This window comes from Croceivirga sp. JEA036, from assembly GCF_011882165.1.
Lineage (GTDB): Bacteria > Bacteroidota > Bacteroidia > Flavobacteriales > Flavobacteriaceae > Croceivirga.
In genome coordinates, this window is the sequence record NZ_JAATON010000002.1 from 565,675 (window position 1) to 584,162 (window position 18,488).

The window sequence follows — 18,488 nt, forward strand, 5'->3', positions numbered from 1 at the left end:
TCTACTCCTCTTCTTCAGTCATTAGACCTTGTTGCTGCTGTAAAGCCTCTGCATGTTTGCGTTCCAATTCTGCTTGGAATTCTTCCATCACAGGCTTTACAGTACTTTCTGGCAAATCTGCAATTTTGATATACATTAACCCGTCTACAGAGTTATTAAACAAGGGATCTACATTAAACGCTACCACTCTAGCATTCTGCTTAATATATTTTTTTATCAATACGGGCAACCTTAGACTGCCTGGTTCTACCTCTTCTATTAGCTTATCAAACTTATTTAAGTCGGCCTGAGTTTCATCAAAAACGAATTCTTTATCCGCGTCCTTCAACTTCACCTTAAATTCTTTTTTTGGGCGCACATATTGGGCTACATATGGATCCCAGTAATGCGATTTCATAAACTCTATCATCAAGGATTTAGAAAAGTTAGAAAACTGATTACTGATACTTACGCCACCAATTAAATACTTATGCTCTGGAAAACGGAGTGTGGTATGCACTATTCCTTTCCATAATAAAAATAAAGGCATGGGTTTTTGCTGGTACTCCGCAACAATATAAGCTCTACCCATTTCTATACTTTCGCGCATCATCGGATACAATTCTGGCTCAAATCGGAATAAATCTTGCAAATAAAAACCATCTATTCCATGGTTCTCAAATATCTCTGAACCCAAGCCCATGCGGTAAGCTCCAACAATTTCTTTTTGGTCATCGTCCCAAAGAAACAAATGATGGTAATAGGTATCAAAATGGTCTAAATCTATAGCGTTGTTGGTCCCCTCACCAATAGCTCTAAACGTAACTTCGCGCTGTCTTCCAATTTCCTTTAGGATAAAGGGCATATCTTTTTCTTGCGCTAAAAAAACTTCGTAATTTTTGCTTTGTAAAAGCCTTAAATCTTTTTCGCGCAGCTTTTCAATTTCGCCCTGAATAACTTCTGTACGTACAGCAGAAACTATTTTTTTAGGTGGTTTAGGTATTTTTAAAGACGAAGGCACTTTATCTATAAATCGCTCTTTTTCAAAAGCATTCGCCAATAAATACGTTTTCTTTCGCAGCAATTCGGTAAAACTTTCTAATGTAGGCTCATCTTTTTGGGTGGCCACAGAAATGGGTTTCCCAATACGGACTTTTATGGGTCTACGATTTTGAGTAGTTACTTCCGAAGGCAATTTAGCTGTACGAAAAACATCATCAATCTTGGACAACCTATAAAACAACCGGCTATTCTTTGCATGAAAGTAAATAGGCACCACAGGTACTTCGGCTTTCCGTATTAATTTTAAAGCAGCTTCTTCCCATGGTTTGTCTACCACCAATTTACCATCTCTGTAGGTAGATACTTCTCCTGCTGGAAATATTCCCAATGGATGTCCATTTCTTAAGTGGGCTAAAGCATTTTTAAAACCGGCGACACTACTTTTAGCATCTTTATGACTTTCAAAAGGGTTAACAGGCATAATATAGGGCTTTATTGGCTCTATTCTATGCAGTAAAAAGTTGGCAATTATTTTAAAATCTGCTCGCTGACCAAGCAAAAGTTTTAGCAAGAGCACCCCATCTATACCTCCAAGCGGGTGGTTAGAAATAGTAATGAAAGGCCCGTCTTTAGGCAAACGTTTTAAGTCTTCTTCTACTATTTCAAAGTTAATCTCATAATGCTCCAGAATTTTATCTAAAAATTCTGGAGCATCTAATTCCTTATGGTTGTCATAAAACCTATTAATGGTTGTAATACGGGTTACCAGCATCAATAGCCAGCCTACGAAGGTTCCAAAGATTCCGTATTTTTCTAAGTTCAGTACTTGTGCAACTTCTTTTGCGCTTACCAGCCCCATCTACTCTGTTTAGTAAAGAGTAAATATAGAAAAATACCAGTGCATCTAGGTGTGCTTTGCTTTATTTTACTACTAATTGTGTGGTTTGTTTACCGCGTTGCTCCACAAGTACCTCATAGCCATTTAATACGGATTTCACAGCTTCTTCTGTAAAGTGCCTCACAGTGTATAGAGATACCTCTTCATAACACATCACTTTAAATTTTTTCTCTAGTTCTGGCAATAATGATGATAGACCGCCGAACTTATTATCTAAACATACTGAAAAACTGATGGCAGAGTTTTGAATCATATCCACTTTAAGCCGGTGCTCATGAAAAAGCTTAAAAATCTCGCTAATATTATTTTCCACAATAAAAGAGAAATCTAAAGACGAAAGTTTTAGTAAAACCTGATTTTTCTTTACGATAAAACAAGGCACTTCTGGCTCAATTTTAACCCCTTTACCTACGGTAGTCCCTTTTTCTTTTGGATTAATAAAAGACTTAACGTGTAATGGAATTTCTTTGCGCTGCAAAGGCTGTAAAGTTTTAGGGTGTATTACAGACGCACCATAAAACGCCAATTCTATGGCCTCTCTATAATTGATTTTATTCAATAATTGAGTTTCTGTAAAATGTCTTGGATCGGCATTCAAAACCCCCGGAACGTCTTTCCAAATGGTAACAGATTCTGCATCTAAACAATAAGCTAAAATAGCAGCAGTATAATCAGATCCCTCTCTGCCTAAGGTAGTGGTAAAATTATTTTCATCGCTCCCTAAAAAGCCTTGTGCAATATGTAGCTTGTTTTTGTCTACAAGTGCATTAACGGCAGCTTCTGTTTTGTCCCAATCTACTTGAGCATCTCTGTAGCTGTTATCCGTTTTTATTAATTCACGAACGTCTAACCACGTGTTGGTTAGACCAATCTCATTTAAATAAGCACTTACAATGGTAGTAGAAATTAGTTCTCCATAGCCCACCACTTGATCATAAACAAAGGCATATTTGGGCGATTTATTCCAGATTAAAAATCCTTTAAACTCTTCTATTAACTGATTTACCTTATGATGCACCTCATGGTTACGGGCTTCAAACAAATCATTTAAAATTTCTTTGTGGTATGCTACCAACTCAGATATGGCCATTTCCATATCCGCTTTATCCTTAAAATAACCATTTACCACACGCTCCATAGCATTGGTAGTTTTACCCATGGCAGATATAACCAACAAGGTATTTTTATGCCCAACTTCCTTTAAGACATTTACTACATTCTTTACCCCTGCTGCATCTTTAACAGATGCGCCACCAAACTTAAAAATCCTCATATGTCCTTTTTAAGGTTTTACCCTTTATACGTTAAATAATTTTCAATTCCCTTTTGGTCCAATTGTACTACATCCCAATCTCGCATTACATTGGCTCCTTTACTCTCGTAAAATTTAATAGCAGGCTCATTCCAGTCTAGCACCTCCCAACTTATACGCCTAACGCCTTGCTCTTTACCATAAGCAACTACTGCATCTAGCAACTTTGAACCTAAACCTTTACCGCGATAACTTTGTGTTACAATAAGATCCTCTAAATGAATAACAGGACCTTGCCAAGTGGAGTATCTTGGGTACACTAAAGCCATCCCTATTATTTGCTCTTCCGCTTCCGCAACAAAGCAATGGTAAAGTGGTTGAGCCCCAAAACCTGCCTCTTCCAAATCGGCCTCAGAAATCTTCACCGCATCGGGTTCTTTTTCAAACAAAGCCAATTCTTTAATTAGTCGATACATACTTTCGACGTCCTTTTTTTCTGCTATTCGTATTTTTATTTCCATCTTGTTGCAAATAAAACAATAAGTTATAATGCACACCAATTAACCCTTCTCGAAATCGTTGTAGTTTCACAAAATGTTCGATATTTGCCCTCAAATAACACACATCCATGTCCGAAGCTAAAAATATGACCATGGGCGAATTCATCATCGCCAATCAAAATAATTTTAAATATACTTCTGGGGAGCTTTCTAGACTTTTAAATGGTATCCGACTAGCAGCCAAAGTAGTAAACCATGAGGTAAATAAAGCTGGACTAGTAGATATTACAGGAGCTGCTGGGGAAACCAACGTGCAAGGAGAAGACCAACAGAAATTAGATGTTCTTGCAAACGATAAGTTTATACAAACCCTAAAGAACCGGGAAATTGTTTGTGGTATAGCCTCGGAGGAAGAAGATGACTTTATCACCATAAATAGCTTTGATGAAAATCACCAAAACAAATATGTAGTTCTTATAGATCCTTTAGATGGTTCTTCTAACATAGATGTAAACGTTTCCGTGGGTACTATTTTTTCTATATACCGCCGGGTTACGCCGGTAGGTACACCAGTGACCATGGAAGACTTCTTACAGCCAGGCAACAAGCAAATTGCTGCAGGCTACATTATTTATGGCACCTCTACCATGTACGTGTATACAACTGGGCATGGCGTAAATGGTTTTACTTTAAACCCTGCATTGGGCACCTTTTATTTAAGTCACCCAAACATGCAATTTCCAGAAGATGGCAACATTTATTCTGTAAACGAGGGCAATTATGTACACTTTCCGCAAGGGGTAAAAGATTATATTAAGTATTGCCAAAAAGAAGAAGGAGACAGACCGTATACTTCTAGATATATAGGTTCTTTGGTATCAGATTTTCATCGTAATATGATAAAAGGTGGTATTTATATGTACCCACAAACCAGCAAAGCTAAAAACGGAAAATTACGTTTGTTGTATGAGTGTAATCCTATGGCTTTTTTAGCAGAACAAGCCAATGGCAAAGCAAGTGATGGCACGCAAAGAATTATGGATATAGAACCAACAGAACTACACCAACGGGTACCGTTTTTCTGTGGCAGTAAAAATATGGTAGAAAAGGCCGAAGAGTTTCTTCGACCTTAACTAAGTAGTATATTATTTTTTCTCTACTAAATATTGGTAATCCTCAAAAGGAATGTTACCAGAGAAAATTTTAATGGATTTCTGGATGATGCTTTCTGCTTTATCAGAAGGAAATCCAAGTCCTAAAGCGTAACGTTTAACCATCTTTAATTCTGCCTCATCTATTTCATGATCAGAAAAGATGATTTTAAAGAAATCGAACAAACGCTTTAATCTTTTCTCAGCGCTATGTGGCGTTTCAATAGGATATTTATTTTCCTTTTTAAGAATTTCCGCATATTCTTCTTCGCTAATATGCAATCTAAAAGCGAACTTATCTAAAATAGCTTTTTCTTTTGGATTTATTTCTCCATCCACGGCAGCTAAACTAGCCAAAGTAGCAAAGTGTGCCACTTCTTTTCTTCTTTCTCCGTGCTCGTATAAATCTATAATTGGCATCTTCAAATTTTTGTTCCGCAAATATAGTTTTTATGGATAAATGCCACAGTACGAAATGCTAGAAAGAATTCGTAAATTCACACTGCTATGAAAAAACCCTTATTGGAATTTACGAACCGAGGCATTTACTGCCATCCGGCAAAGGTGTATTTAGACCCTTGGAAACCGGTAGACAAAGCCTTGATAACCCATGGCCATGCAGACCATAGCCGCTGGGGACACCAACAATACATTACACACAACAGCAACGTTCCCATTATAAAACACCGGCTAGGAGATATAAATGTTTCTGGTGTAAACTGGGGACAACCCTTTACCATAAACAATGTAAAATTCACCTTTTACCCAGCTGGGCATATTATAGGTTCTTCCCAAATAAAAGTAGAGCACAAAGGAGAAATCTGGGTATTTACGGGGGACTATAAATTAGAGGACGATGGGGTAGCTACACCTTACGAATCCGTAAAATGCCATAGCTTTATTACCGAATGTACCTTTGGCCTACCCGCTTTTTTATGGCGGCCACAAACCGAAGTATTCACGGACATTAACAACTGGTGGGCCCAAAACAAAGCCAACGGTCAAACCTCTATTTTATTCGGTTATTCATTGGGCAAGGCACAACGCCTGCTAAAGCATCTAGACCCCAGCATTGGCAAAATTTATACCCATGGTGCCATTGAGAATATGACGGAAGTTTTACGCCCATTAGTGGATTTTCCAGAAACGGAACTAATTACAAGAGAAACCAAAAAGGAAGCCATAAAAGGCAATTTGGTGCTAGCACCGCCTTCTGCACACGGCAGTACTTGGATACGCAAAATGGTTCCCTTTGTTACCGCTTCTGCCAGTGGTTGGATGGCCTTTAGGGGTGCACGCCGCAGACGCGCCATAGACAAAGGTTTTGTGTTGAGCGATCATTGTGATTGGCCATCATTGCTCAAAGCGATTAAAGACACAGGAGCAGAAAAAGTAATTTGTACCCACGGTTATACTGATATTTTTTCTAAATACTTGCGCGACTTGGGTTATGACGCCCGTACAGAAGCTACACAGTTTGAAGGAGAAAATGCCGAAGTGAATGCAGAACCCGAAACCCAAGAATCGGTATGAAGCAGTTCTCCCAACTTATAAAAACTTTGGACGGCACCAACAAGACCAATGTAAAAGTGGCGGCCTTGGCTAATTATTTTGCTACTGCTACAGATCAAGACAAGGTGTGGACCATTGCCATATTGTCTCATAGAAGGCCTCCACGCCCGGTAAACACTACTTTGTTGCGCGAATGGGCTTCTGAACTTGCGAATATTCCGCTCTGGCTTTTTGAGGAAAGCTATCATATTGTTGGTGATTTGGCAGAAACCATTGCCTTGGTTGTACCTCAAGACGAAACCGCAACAGACAAATCATTGACCCAGTTTTTGCAAGAAATGATTTGGCTTAAAAAACAGGAAGATGCTGATAAAAAAACCTACCTCTTCGCTAATTGGAAACAACTGGATTATTACGGCCGTTTTGTATTTACCAAACTGATTACCGGGGGCTTCCGCATTGGGGTAAGCCAAAAATTAATGACCCGAGCTTTGGCCAAGGCTACCGGTATAGACGAAGATATCCTTGCCTACAAATTAATGGGAAATTGGGATCCGAATACCATTAGTTTTCAAGATTTGGTATTGGAAGAAAAGGCAAGCGATTTCCTTTCCAAACCCTATCCTTTCTATTTGGCATATGCCTTGGAAGATGAGCCCAAGGATTTAGGCGATGTTACGCAATGGTCTTTTGAACACAAATGGGATGGCATTCGTGCACAAATTATTCTTCGCAACAATGAATTGTTTGTTTGGAGCCGTGGCGAAGAATTGGTAACGGATAAATATCCGGAGTTTGAAGCGTTTGTGGGAGTTATCCCTAACGGCACTGTTTTAGACGGTGAAATTCTACCCTATCCCAATGGGGAAATTGGTACGTTTAACGATTTGCAAACCCGTATAGGACGCAAGACAGTATCCAAAGCGTTGCTTAAAAAAACTCCTGTTGTTTTAAAGGCTTATGATTTGTTGGAATGGAAAGGTAAAGATTGTAGGGAATTACCCTATTTAGAAAGGCGAAAGCTGCTAGAACAACTGTATAGTCAACTAACCTCAGCTAAGGGTGTACCTTTATTGCTATCCCAAAAAATGGCATTTAATTCATGGGAAGAAGTAGCCGCAGAACGGGAGACCTCCAGAGAAAAACGTAGTGAAGGCCTCATGCTGAAGAAGAACGATTCGCCCTATTTGGTAGGCCGTAAAAAGGGCGACTGGTGGAAATGGAAGGTAGACCCATTAACCATAGATGCCGTACTTACTTATGCCATGAGGGGCCATGGTAGGCGTAGTAACCTGTTTACTGATTATACCTTTGCCCTTTGGGACGAAAATGAGGATGGCGAAAAAGAGCTGGTCACTTTTGCTAAAGCCTACTCCGGACTTACAGATGCCGAATTCCGAAAAGTAGACGCTTGGATAAAGAAAAATACCTTGGAACGCTTTGGACCGGTACGCAGCGTAACCCCACATCATGTCTTTGAAATTGCTTTTGAAGGCATAGCGCTTTCCAAAAGACACAAAAGCGGTGTTGCCACAAGGTTCCCAAGAATTTTACGCTGGCGGCAAGACAAGAAAATTGAAGAAGCCAATAGCTTGGAAGATTTAAAAGCTTTGATTTCGAATGGGGAGGGATAGTAATAGCAAAAAGATTGGCAAGTCAGCAATGAAAAAGAAAAACCTAATTACTTCTAGAAGAGAACTAAGACAAAATCTCACCCCTGCTGAAGCACAATTATGGAAGTACATTCAAAAAAAACAATTAGCAGGCCGAAAATTTAGAAGACAACATCAAATAGAAAATTATATAGTAGATTTTTACTGTGCAAAAGAGAAAATTATTATTGAATTGGACGGAGAAATCCATTTTAACACGGTAAACAGAGAACAAGATTATCTAAGAGATAAACATTTAATGAAACTAGGATACAAAGTACTTCGTTTTGAAAATAAGCAAGTTTTTGAAGATTTGAAGCAAATACTAAATGTAATTGAATCTAATTTTAAGAACGTATAATAATTCCTTTCCCTTTGCAATGGGAAAGGTGGGGTAGCATAGCTACCTCGGAAAGGGAAAAAGGCAACCCTTCCGAATTGATTACCATCAATTCACCTTCCCTTAAGTAAGGGAAGGAACTAAAAAATGATATGACCCAAAAAGAATTATTCCATATAGCCCAACATTGGTTTCATCAGCAAGGTTGGAAACCCTTTCCGTTTCAAAAAGAGACCTGGAAAGCCTTTTTGGCGGGCAAACACGGCCTACTAAATGCACCCACGGGCAGCGGAAAAACCTACGCACTTTGGTTCCCCATCGTTCTCAACTACATCAAACAAAATCCTGATTACAAGAACAAACACAAAAAGGGGTTAAAAGCTATTTGGATAACACCATTACGAGCCCTTTCCCAAGAAATAAAACAATCCGCAGAACGCATTACGGAAGATTTAGGCACCCAAATGACGGTAGGCATCCGCACAGGAGATACCAGCACCAAGGAGCGCGCCAAGCAACGCACTGCCATGCCAGATTTGCTCATTACCACACCAGAAAGTTTACAATTATTGCTCTCTTCCAAGGATTATAAAAAAGTCTTTAAAAACTGTTCTGCCATTGTGGTAGACGAGTGGCACGAACTTTTGGGTACAAAACGTGGTGTACAAATGGAACTGGGTCTTAGTCGACTCAAAACCATCTGCAAAGATTTACGTATCTGGGGCATTTCGGCAACCATTGGTAATCTAGAACAGGCCAGACAGGTGTTACTGGGTCCCATAAGTCCAGAACTGGAAAATTCCGTCATGGTACGTGCCAACCTACAAAAGAAAATTACCGTAAAAAGTATCATCCCAAAAACCATGGAAACCTTTCCGTGGCGTGGGCATTTAGGTTTGCATTTGTTAGACGAAGTGGTCCCCATCATTAACAACAGCAAGACCACTTTACTATTCACCAACACCCGTAGCCAGTGCGAAATTTGGTTTCAGAAAATCTTGGAAAAGTATCCGGAATTCGCAGGGGAAATGGCCATGCACCATGGCAGTGTAAACAAGGAAACACGCTTGTGGGTAGAACAGGCCATTCGTAACGAAAGTTTAAAGGCCGTGGTGTGTACTTCTAGTTTGGATTTGGGTGTAGATTTTGCTCCTGTAGAAACGGTAATACAAATTGGTGGCCCCAAGGGCGTAGCTCGCTTTTTACAACGTGCAGGGCGTAGTGGGCACCGACCCGGAAAAGAGAGTGTTATCCACTTTTTGCCTACACATGCCATGGAATTGATAGAAGCTTCTGCCTTGCAGGTGGCCGTTAAGGAAAATGCGGTGGAAGACCGCCTACCCTACCTCAACAGTTATGATGTGTTGTTGCAATACCTCACCACTTTAGCCGTTTCGGATGGTTTTTACCCAGAAGAAATCTATCCTGAAATTCAGCAGACCTTTTGCTATCAAGGCATTACGGAAGACCAGTGGCAATGGCTCCTAAATTTTTTGGTCATGGGCAGCCAAAGTCTGAGCAGCTATGACGAGTACAAAAAAGTGGAAGTGGAAGCAGACGGCAAGTTTAAAGTGAACAATCGCGGTGTAGCTATGCGGCATCGGTTTCAAATTGGGACCATCGTAGGCGATGCTACCATAAGTGTTAGATACCAAAAAGGAGGATATATTGGTTCTATAGAAGAATATTTTATTTCGAAATTAACGCAAGGCGATGTATTTACTTTTGCGGGAAGAAACTTGGAGTTCATCCGTATCAAAGGCATGCAGGCCCACGTGCGAAATTCCAATAAAAAAACCAACAAAGTACCCAGTTGGATGGGCGGTAGACTAAGCTTTAGTGCCCAAATGTCCGAATTGCTACGCCAGGAACTCTACAAAGCCCCACCCCCTAGCCCCCTCCCCAAAGGAGAGGGGGAACTTATTAGTGAAGAGCTAAAAGCATTGCAACATATTTTTGACAAGCAGCGCCAAGAAAGCATTGTACCCAAACCAGACGAATTTCTCATTGAAACCTTTAAAACGCGAGACGGGTATCATCATATTTTTTATCCGTTCGAGGGTCGTGCGGTACATGAAGCCATGAGCAGCCTACTTTCGTATCGTATAAGCCTATTAAGCCCAATTACCGCTTCTTTGGCCTTTAACGATTATGGTTTTGAGATGTTGAGCGATAAACCTATTGACATACAAGCCATACTGGATAACGATTTGTTTACTACGGATTACTTATTAGCCGATTTACAAAAGAGCCTAAACAGCAACGAAATGGCAAGGCGCAAGTTTCGTGATATTGCGGTAATCAGCGGTATGGTTTTTACCGGCTATCCAGAGAAAGGCGTAAAAATGAAGCACCTGCAAAGCAGTTCACAATTATTATTTGATGTTTTTCGGGATTATGAACCAGACAATCTTTTATTTCAACAGGCTTTTACCGAGACTTTTGAACATCAATTGGAAGAAGGCCGTTTACGTTTAGCGCTAGAACGCATCGCGCAGCAAAACATTATTTGGAAAAATTGCGAAAAACCTACTCCTTTTTCTTTTCCTATCATCACAGACCGATTGCGAGAAAAACTATCTTCAGAAAAACTGGCAGACCGTATTAAACGTATGACTCGCATGCTTACCAAATAACGGTTCGTCTATGTGTTAAAATTGTTAACCTAACCTTAATTTTTAGCACACCTCTACAACACAAAAACGCCGCACCTTTAAGCGTTTTTTTATTCTTAAACCCACTACATGAAAAAAAATTACGCGCTACTATTTTTAGCAACCCTCCTTTTTGGTTTTAGCGGCCTAGCCCAAGACTTAAGAATTACAGGGGTAATAGACGGCCCACTCAGCGGCGGACTACCAAAAGCGGTAGAACTTTACGCCGTTAACGATATTACCAATCTCAGCTTTTACGGTCTTGGCTCTGCCAATAATGGCGGAGGCACGGATGGCGAAGAATTTGTTTTTCCGGTTGCAAGTGTAGCAGCAGGCACCTTCATCTATGTGGCATCAGAAGAGGTACAATTTGCTTCCTTTTTTGGCTTTACTCCAGATTACGTAGATAGTTCAGCGAATATAAATGGAGATGATGCTATAGAATTATTCTACCAAGGCACTGTAATTGATACTTTTGGCGACATCAACACAGACGGAACTGGGCAACCATGGGAGTACCTAGATGGTTGGGCGTATCGTAAAAATGATACCGGCCCAGATGGAGCAACTTTTGTATTGGACAATTGGACCTACAGTGGCCCTAATGCCTTAGATGGGCAAACGAATAATGCCAATGCGCCATTGCCTTTCCCAACCGCAACCTTTGGAGGCGGTCAAATAGATGTCATTGCCAATCCTACTAATTTCAATAGCTTGCCTATTAGCACTACTGCTATAGATTTAACATGGGCATTGAATCCAAATAACGATAATATTTTATTGGCATTTTCTACTACTGCCCCAATTACTGCTAGCCCAGAAGAAGGCATTCCTTATGTACCTGGAGAACAATTAAGCGATGGTAGTACCATTTTACTTTCTGGCAATAACAGTAGTTTTAATCATGCAGGTTTAACACCTAATTCATCGTACTACTACAAAATTTGGTCGGTTTCTGACAGTTTTAAGTATTCTACTGGAGTAACTACTACTGCTAAAACCCAATCTGACAGCACAATTAGTGCAAATCTTATTATTACAGGCGTTTTTGACGGGCCGCTTTCTGGCGGTGTACCAAAAGGCGTAGAATTATATGCTACGGCTGCTATTGATGATCTATCTACCTATGGTTTGGGTTCAGCCAACAACGGTGGTGGTACAGACGGACAAGAATTTACATTTGATGCGGTTCCAGTAGCTGCTGGCACGTTTATCTATGTGGCCTCAGAAACGGATGGTTTTACCAGCTTTTTTGGATTTGAACCCGACTACACCACTGGTGCAATGGGAATTAATGGTGACGACGCCGTGGAACTATTTTTAAATGGTAATATCATAGACGTTTTTGGGGATATAAATACCGATGGAACAGGAACAGCTTGGGACCATGTAGACGGCTGGGCCTATCGTAAAGACAATAGCATAGCTAATGGTGGTTCTTTTGACCCCAGCAACTGGATATTCTCTGGAACCGATGCCTTGGATGGCAGCACAGATAATGCCACTGCCAATACACCATTCCCTACAAAAGCTTTTGGACCCGATTTATTGATTACTGGAGTTATAGATGGCCCACTTTCTGGTGGCACACCAAAAGCTATGGAATTGTATGCAAGAAATGCTATTGCTGATTTAAGTAGCTATGGTGTTGGTTCTGCCAATAATGGTGGCGGTACGGATGGAGTAGAATTTACCTTTCCGGCCGTGAGCGTAGCGGCAGGAACATACATTTACGTAGCTTCTGAAACCGATAATTTTACCACCTACTTGGGCTTTGCACCAGATTATACTTCTGGAGCCTTAGCCATTAATGGGGATGATGCCGTTGAACTTTTTTACAACAATGAAATTATAGATGTTTTTGGCGATAGCAATACAGATGGCACAGGACAAGCTTGGGAATATCTGGATGGATGGGCCTACCGTAACACAGGCACATTAAATAACGGTTCTTTTGTTTTAACCGATTGGAGTTTTAGTGGCACCAACGCTCTAGATGGCACCACTACCAATGCCACAGCAAGCCTACCTTACCCTGTTAAAACCTACGCTGGTGGTGATGGTGGCGTGGACGAAAATCCTGACGTAATTAGTATTAGCGAAGCGCGAAATGCCGCAGAGGGCACCTTGGTTACCGTTACTGGCGTATTAACCGTAGCGGACGAATTTGGTGGTTCTGCATACCTACAAGATGCTACTGCGGGTATTGCCATTTTTGACCCTCAAGTTCATGGCGAAGGACTTTTCCAGGTTGGGGACAGCATTACCGTTACCGCGGTACGTAGCTCTTTTAACGAACAACTACAACTAGGCCCGGTTACTTCAGTGAGTGCAAACGGCACCCCTAACCAACCCATTATTCCGGCAACGATAACCCTAGACCAATTAGGAGCATACGACGGACAGCTGGTAAAAATTAACAATGTTACCTTCCCTAGACCAAATGATTTGTTGTTCGGTAATAGCAATTATCAACTTACAGATGCAAGTGGTACGGGTGAAATGCGAATAGACAATGACGTAACTGAACTTGTAGGTTTGGCACAACCAGAAAATTGCGGAGAAGTTATTGGAGTCGTTGGTAAATTTCGCGACTTCTACCAATTATTACCAAGACAACGCACCGATTTGGCTTGTGCGCAACCGTATGAGAATCCACCTTTACCCATACCAGTAGACCCTGCTAGCACACTAGAAATCACTACGTGGAATATAGAATGGTTTGGAGATGACAGCAATTCACCAGCGGCGGGCAACCCTAACTCGGACGCCATACAAAAAGACAGCGTTAAAACAATTATTCAGCAATTAAACCCAGACGTTTTAGCCGTACAAGAGATAGCAGACGAAGCTTTATTTACCACCATGGTAAACGAATTAGAAGGATACAGTTATGTGCTTTCTCCTGCCGTTTCTTACCCAGACGATACCTCGGGCAACCAACAGAAAGTAGGTTTTATTTATAAGAATGGTACGGTAAGCATTACGGATACCAAGGTGTTGTTAGAAAGTGTACATCCGTATTACAATGGTGGAGACACATCGTTCTTGACCGATTATCCTAGTACTCCAGACCGTTTCTATGCCAGCGGGCGTTTACCGTTTATGATGTCTACCCAAGTAACTATTGATAGCACCCAAGTTCCTTATGACTTTATCGTGTTACACGCAAGAGCGAATAGCAGTAATGGTCCTCAAGAACGTTATGATATGCGTAAGTACGATGTTGAGATGCTTCGCGATAGCTTAAATCAATATTACCCTACGAACAACTTGGTTCTTTTGGGCGATTTTAATGATGATGTAGACGAAACGGTTGCTGATGGTATTAACACCACCCTTTCTAGTTACGAGGCCTACGTAGCAGATGCTACCAACTTTGATGTACTTACAGATGTTTTAAGCGAACAGGGTTTTAGGTCTTATGCGTTTAGAGAAAACATGATAGACCATATTTTGGTGTCTAACGAGGTAGCACCTAATTATATTGAGCAATCTGCTCGGGTGCATTACGAATTTTACGATGGTGATTATACCAGTACCGCATCGGACCATTTTCCTGTTTCTGTACGCATGCTGATTAAACCACTAAGTTTGGAGCAATTGGCTAGTACGGACATCAGTTGTTTTGGAAACGCTGATGGAACGGCCAGTGTTAGCATATCTGGCGGTGCAGCTCCGTTTACCTATGCATGGAGTAATGGCGCTAGCACCCCAAGTGTTTCTGGATTAGAAGCTGGTGATTATACCGTTACTATTACCGATGCACTTTCTGCAAGTGTGAGTGCTAGTTTTACATTAATGGAGCCAGCAGCTTTAGATGTGATTACTTCTGAAGAGGTTAAGGTTTTTGTTGGATATGATAATGCCAATTGCACTACCCTTAGCGTTCTGGAAACTATGGGTGGCACTGCACCCTACAATTATCTGTGGAATACGGGTGAAGCTACAGAGCAAATACATGTTTGCCCAGAAGAAAACACCACGTATAGCGTAACGGTTACCGATGCCAACGGTTGCGAAACCACAAAAGATATTACGGTAACGGTAGAAGACGTGAGTTGTGGCAATAACTACAGAAACCCTAAAGTTACTGTTTGTTTTAAAGGCAGAAGCCTTTGTGTTTCCAAAAGAGCAGCAGCACGTTTATTGGAAAAAGGAGCTACTTTGGGTAGTTGTGAGAATGTACCCCCAGTAGCGCAAGTAATTACCGCGAGTCCAAATCCGTTTAACACCTATACCGAAATTAATTTCAGCACACCTACTCAAGAACGATACTATGCAGTTGTTTTTAATAGCTACGGACGTGTCGTATACCGAACTTGGATAAGAAAAGGATGTCAAAGTCAAAAACTATACTTAAATTACCTCTATAAAGGCATCTACTTTTTAAACCTTTATGAAGGTAGCGAGGTAGTAAAAAGCATTAAACTGATTAAAGAATAGCATACACACTTTCCAGATACTAAGTAACGCCCGGCACTATGCTGGGCGTTCTTTTTTTGGCTCGTATCTTTGCCATCTGGATTCTTGCAGTTGCTCAATGAAGATTACTATTTTAAATCAAACCTTTACCTTACATCCTTATGGAGCGCTTTTCTGGCACGAAAAATCGTGCTTATTTATTAGCGATGTGCATCTTGGAAAGGTATCGCATTTTAGAAAATTTGGTGCAGCAGTACCCAAACAAGCAGTGCATCAGAATTATGTAATGCTAGATGAAGTCATCCAAACATTTCAGCCTTTTGAAATTTGTTTTTTGGGGGATTTATTCCACTCTTCTTTAAACAAAGAGTGGTTGTTATTTGAAAATTGGGCAGCAAAGACTCCGGCTAAAATCACCCTAATTACCGGAAACCACGACATTATTGCCCCAGAAAAATTTGAGGCTTTACATATTGAATTGCATGAAGAGATACTAACGGAAGGCTTTCTATTGACGCATCATCCCGAAGAAAAAGAAGGCCACTATAACTTTTGTGGTCACATACACCCTGCGGTTAAACTAAAGGGGTTTGGCCGGCAGCATCTAAAACTGCCCTGCTTTTATAAAACGGACAAACAACTTATTTTACCTGCATTTGGGGAGTTTACAGGAACGTATGTTTTGACACCCCAACCAGAAGACGAAGTTTTTGTGTTGGCAGACCAACAAGTGATTAAGGTATAGCCAAAAGAACGCCTTTTATAGCAATCCAGACCAACAAACCAGTACCATTTGCTTAATTTTCCCAACTAAATTGGCACAAATGGTAAAACGACTAACAATCATAAATGCATCATCTGTAGTATTGGTGCTTTTGGTAAATGCGCTTTCTCAAATTTACCGTTTAAACAATACCACTATTGGTCAGGTTAGTGCCCAATACGATAATCTTTTGACACCTGCAGGTTACGCATTTTCCATTTGGGGACTCATCTTTTTAAGCTTAATTGGCTATGCTGCTTTTCAGGTTAGACGCGCATTTTTCAGTAATAAAACAGACGAATTTATCCTGCAAACCGGCTTTTGGTTCGCTCTAACTAATATTCTAAATGCCAGTTGGGTGGTTGCTTTTAGTTATGATTTTGTTGGACTTTCCGTACTCATCATGCTAGGAATTATGGTCTCCTTGATTCAAATAATACGAAATACGGATATGGAATGCTGGGATGCTCCCATAGAAATTATCGCTTTTGTATGGTGGCCCATATGTTTGTATTCTGGTTGGATAACCGTGGCTACCATCGCCAACGTTTCGGCCTACTTAACCAAATTGGGTTGGGACGGCGGCCCACTTTCTGAAGCAACATGGACTATTGTGATGATTATTGCCGCAGTACTCATCAACCTACTCATCATCCTAAAACGAAACATGCGCGAGTTTGCACTGGTAGGGGTTTGGGCATTGGCAGCTATTTACATTCGCCATAAAACCGCTCTTCATAGTGTAGCATTTACCGCTCTGGGCGGGGCCATTGTTTTATTTATTGCTATAGGAATCCACGCTTATCAAAATAGAGCTACAAGCCCAGTAGAAAAATGTAAAGAACGCTGGGGGTTAAAATAACTACACCATACTTTTAGTGTCATACACCCAAGATGGGTAAGAGAATATAGTGCCCTGTAAATCGTCTTCCGTCATTTTATGGTTTATGGCCAAGGCAAAAGTATTAATGGTCTCACCTGCATCCGGACCCAGTAGGTGCGCGCCTACAATTTCTCCTGTACGTTCATTTAATAAAATTTTATAGGCGTATACTGGCGCGTTCCATCGTTTAGCGTTGAACCAACTGCTGGCATCACCAGACTTTACAACTACATTTTTGTAACGCTTTTTTGCTTCTTCCTCACTATAACCCACAGAAGCCAAATTGGGCAGGGTAAATACCGTAGAAGGAATAACCGGTACATCTATTCGCTTTTTGCTGTTATTAATAATGTTTTCTGCCACCACATAGCCTTCCCTCCCCGATAATGGCGTTAGAGGCAGGTTACTATCTGCTACATCGCCACAGGCATACACCAAATCATTGCTTTTACTCTGTAAGAAGGTGTTTACTTCTATACCATTGGCATTAAAATCTACCCGCCCTTTTTCTAATTCTAAGGCTTTTAACGCAGGCACTCTGCCTGCCGTATTAAAGACCATAGCGGTTTTTAAATGATGCTTTTTATCGCCTTGTTCGTAGAATACTTTGTAATTTTTTTTCAGTTTTTTTATGGCACTTGCCTTAGCATTCATAATAAATTCAATTCCCAAAGTTTTAGAATATGCCACTAAGCGCTCAACTAAGTCTTGGTCAAACCCCTTTAAAGGCAAATCTCCAGAATCTATGACCGTTACTTTTACTCCTGCTCTGGCGGCTATATGCGCAAACTCCATCCCAACATAGCCACCGCCAATAAATACCAGTTTTTCTGGGAGTGTTTTAAGATTTAGGAAGTCATCACTAGTTTTTAAGTGTTTACTCCCGTTTATAGGCAAATTCACAGGTTCCAAACCGGTTGCAATTACAATATGGTCTGCCTTAATCATCTTACCTTCTACGGATAACGTATTTCTATCTAGAAATTTAGGCGATTGGTGGTACAGCGTTATACCCGCTTCTAGTAGTTTTTTTTCAGTGGCTTTGGGTACAGATTTAGTAAATGTACGCTTAAATTTCTGTAGCTTTTTCCAGTTGATTTCTATTTTACCTTCTATGCCAATACCCTTTAATTGTGCTGTTTGCTGTAGTGCTTCTGTAGCAGCTAGTAGCACCTTTTTAGGGTCGCACCCCCTATTGGCACAAGTCCCTCCAAACGCTCGCTTATCGGCAATGGCCACCTTAAGGCCAGCTTCGGCACAACTAGTAGCAACGGTTTGCCCCGCAATGCCACTTCCTATTACAAAAACATTAAACTTCTTGGCTTCCATATAAAAAGTATTGGTCTCTTTTAAATTTACAAAAAGAGAATTTTGGCAAGGTGTTCATTTTTAGCGTCAAGGACTAACGCATTTCCATCAAAAATGGATGGCATCGATTTAGGAACGATGCGTATCTTTGCAACTCAAAAAAAATTAC

General features: G+C 40.7%; 13 protein-coding genes. 8 read left to right on the forward strand and 5 right to left on the reverse strand.

Annotated elements, in window-relative coordinates:
- Nucleotide 1: 1 nt before the first annotated feature.
- From HCO57_RS07460 to HCO57_RS07470, 3 genes are all read right to left on the reverse strand, one after another.
- A complete protein-coding gene (locus HCO57_RS07460) occupies nucleotides 2-1,840 on the reverse strand; it encodes a GNAT family N-acyltransferase (RefSeq protein WP_167988499.1) in 1,839 nt (612 codons plus the stop codon).
- Between the two features lie 61 nt (nucleotides 1,841-1,901).
- On the reverse strand, nucleotides 1,902-3,152 hold the full coding sequence (locus HCO57_RS07465; RefSeq protein WP_167988500.1) for an aspartate kinase: 1,251 nt from the start codon (nucleotides 3,150-3,152) through the stop codon (nucleotides 1,902-1,904).
- A 17-nt stretch (nucleotides 3,153-3,169) separates the two neighbouring features.
- Entirely contained in the window at nucleotides 3,170-3,652 is a 483-nt protein-coding gene (locus HCO57_RS07470; protein WP_167988501.1) for a GNAT family N-acetyltransferase, read from the reverse strand.
- Between the two features lie 107 nt (nucleotides 3,653-3,759).
- On the opposite strand from HCO57_RS07470, the gene fbp reads away from it, so the two are divergent.
- Complete coding sequence (gene fbp, locus HCO57_RS07475; RefSeq protein ID WP_136949325.1) at nucleotides 3,760-4,764, forward strand: class 1 fructose-bisphosphatase; 1,005 nt, start codon at nucleotides 3,760-3,762, stop codon at nucleotides 4,762-4,764.
- A 12-nt stretch (nucleotides 4,765-4,776) separates the two neighbouring features.
- Here the strand turns inward: fbp and HCO57_RS07480 are convergent, their stop codons facing one another.
- On the reverse strand, nucleotides 4,777-5,202 hold the full coding sequence (locus HCO57_RS07480) for a TerB family tellurite resistance protein (RefSeq protein WP_136949324.1): 426 nt from the start codon (nucleotides 5,200-5,202) through the stop codon (nucleotides 4,777-4,779).
- A gap of 87 nt (nucleotides 5,203-5,289) precedes the next feature.
- On the opposite strand from HCO57_RS07480, the gene HCO57_RS07485 reads away from it, so the two are divergent.
- The 7 genes from HCO57_RS07485 (at nucleotide 5,290) to HCO57_RS07515 (ending at nucleotide 16,990) form a co-directional block, all read left to right on the forward strand.
- The gene (locus HCO57_RS07485) at nucleotides 5,290-6,315 is read left to right on the forward strand and encodes a ligase-associated DNA damage response exonuclease (RefSeq protein ID WP_167988502.1); all 1,026 of its coding nucleotides are present in this window, start codon (nucleotides 5,290-5,292) and stop codon (nucleotides 6,313-6,315) included.
- Nucleotides 6,312-7,928 carry an ATP-dependent DNA ligase gene (locus HCO57_RS07490; protein ID WP_167988503.1) on the forward strand — a complete coding sequence of 539 codons (1,617 nt, stop codon included), beginning with the start codon at nucleotides 6,312-6,314 and terminating at the stop codon, nucleotides 7,926-7,928. Before HCO57_RS07485 ends, HCO57_RS07490 begins: the two co-directional genes overlap by 4 nt.
- Nucleotides 7,915-8,307: an endonuclease domain-containing protein gene (locus HCO57_RS07495; protein WP_167988504.1), complete on the forward strand. Its 393-nt coding sequence runs from the start codon at nucleotides 7,915-7,917 to the stop codon at nucleotides 8,305-8,307. The genes HCO57_RS07490 and HCO57_RS07495 overlap by 14 nt, the downstream gene beginning before the upstream one ends.
- A gap of 131 nt (nucleotides 8,308-8,438) precedes the next feature.
- Nucleotides 8,439-10,922, forward strand: coding sequence for a ligase-associated DNA damage response DEXH box helicase (locus HCO57_RS07500; protein ID WP_167988505.1), 2,484 nt, complete (start codon nucleotides 8,439-8,441; stop codon nucleotides 10,920-10,922).
- A gap of 108 nt (nucleotides 10,923-11,030) precedes the next feature.
- Nucleotides 11,031-15,386 carry an endonuclease/exonuclease/phosphatase family protein gene (locus tag HCO57_RS07505; protein WP_167988506.1) on the forward strand — a complete coding sequence of 1,452 codons (4,356 nt, stop codon included), beginning with the start codon at nucleotides 11,031-11,033 and terminating at the stop codon, nucleotides 15,384-15,386.
- A 97-nt stretch (nucleotides 15,387-15,483) separates the two neighbouring features.
- A complete protein-coding gene (gene pdeM / locus HCO57_RS07510) occupies nucleotides 15,484-16,110 on the forward strand; it encodes a ligase-associated DNA damage response endonuclease PdeM (protein ID WP_167988507.1) in 627 nt (208 codons plus the stop codon).
- Between the two features lie 79 nt (nucleotides 16,111-16,189).
- Nucleotides 16,190-16,990, forward strand: a complete 801-nt coding sequence (locus tag HCO57_RS07515; RefSeq protein WP_167988508.1) for a tryptophan-rich sensory protein — start codon at nucleotides 16,190-16,192, stop codon at nucleotides 16,988-16,990.
- On the opposite strand, the gene HCO57_RS07520 is transcribed toward HCO57_RS07515, so the two are convergent.
- Nucleotides 16,991-18,340, reverse strand: coding sequence for a dihydrolipoyl dehydrogenase family protein (locus tag HCO57_RS07520; protein ID WP_167988509.1), 1,350 nt, complete (start codon nucleotides 18,338-18,340; stop codon nucleotides 16,991-16,993). It lies immediately after the preceding gene.
- Nucleotides 18,341-18,488: the final 148 nt, after the last annotated feature.

Excerpts from the sequence above, each read along its gene's own strand:
- HCO57_RS07460 (WP_167988499.1), bottom strand. The coding sequence starts at position 1,840 with ATGGGGCTGGTAAGCGCAAAAGAAGTTGCACAAGTACTGAACTTAGAA.
- HCO57_RS07465 (WP_167988500.1), bottom strand. The coding sequence starts at position 3,152 with ATGAGGATTTTTAAGTTTGGTGGCGCATCTGTTAAAGATGCAGCAGGG.
- HCO57_RS07470 (WP_167988501.1), bottom strand. The coding sequence starts at position 3,652 with ATGGAAATAAAAATACGAATAGCAGAAAAAAAGGACGTCGAAAGTATG.
- fbp (WP_136949325.1), top strand. The coding sequence starts at position 3,760 with ATGTCCGAAGCTAAAAATATGACCATGGGCGAATTCATCATCGCCAAT.
- HCO57_RS07480 (WP_136949324.1), bottom strand. The coding sequence starts at position 5,202 with ATGCCAATTATAGATTTATACGAGCACGGAGAAAGAAGAAAAGAAGTG.
- HCO57_RS07485 (WP_167988502.1), top strand. The coding sequence starts at position 5,290 with ATGAAAAAACCCTTATTGGAATTTACGAACCGAGGCATTTACTGCCAT.
- HCO57_RS07490 (WP_167988503.1), top strand. The coding sequence starts at position 6,312 with ATGAAGCAGTTCTCCCAACTTATAAAAACTTTGGACGGCACCAACAAG.
- HCO57_RS07495 (WP_167988504.1), top strand. The coding sequence starts at position 7,915 with ATGGGGAGGGATAGTAATAGCAAAAAGATTGGCAAGTCAGCAATGAAA.
- HCO57_RS07500 (WP_167988505.1), top strand. The coding sequence starts at position 8,439 with ATGACCCAAAAAGAATTATTCCATATAGCCCAACATTGGTTTCATCAG.
- HCO57_RS07505 (WP_167988506.1), top strand. The coding sequence starts at position 11,031 with ATGAAAAAAAATTACGCGCTACTATTTTTAGCAACCCTCCTTTTTGGT.
- pdeM (WP_167988507.1), top strand. The coding sequence starts at position 15,484 with ATGAAGATTACTATTTTAAATCAAACCTTTACCTTACATCCTTATGGA.
- HCO57_RS07515 (WP_167988508.1), top strand. The coding sequence starts at position 16,190 with ATGGTAAAACGACTAACAATCATAAATGCATCATCTGTAGTATTGGTG.
- HCO57_RS07520 (WP_167988509.1), bottom strand. The coding sequence starts at position 18,340 with ATGGAAGCCAAGAAGTTTAATGTTTTTGTAATAGGAAGTGGCATTGCG.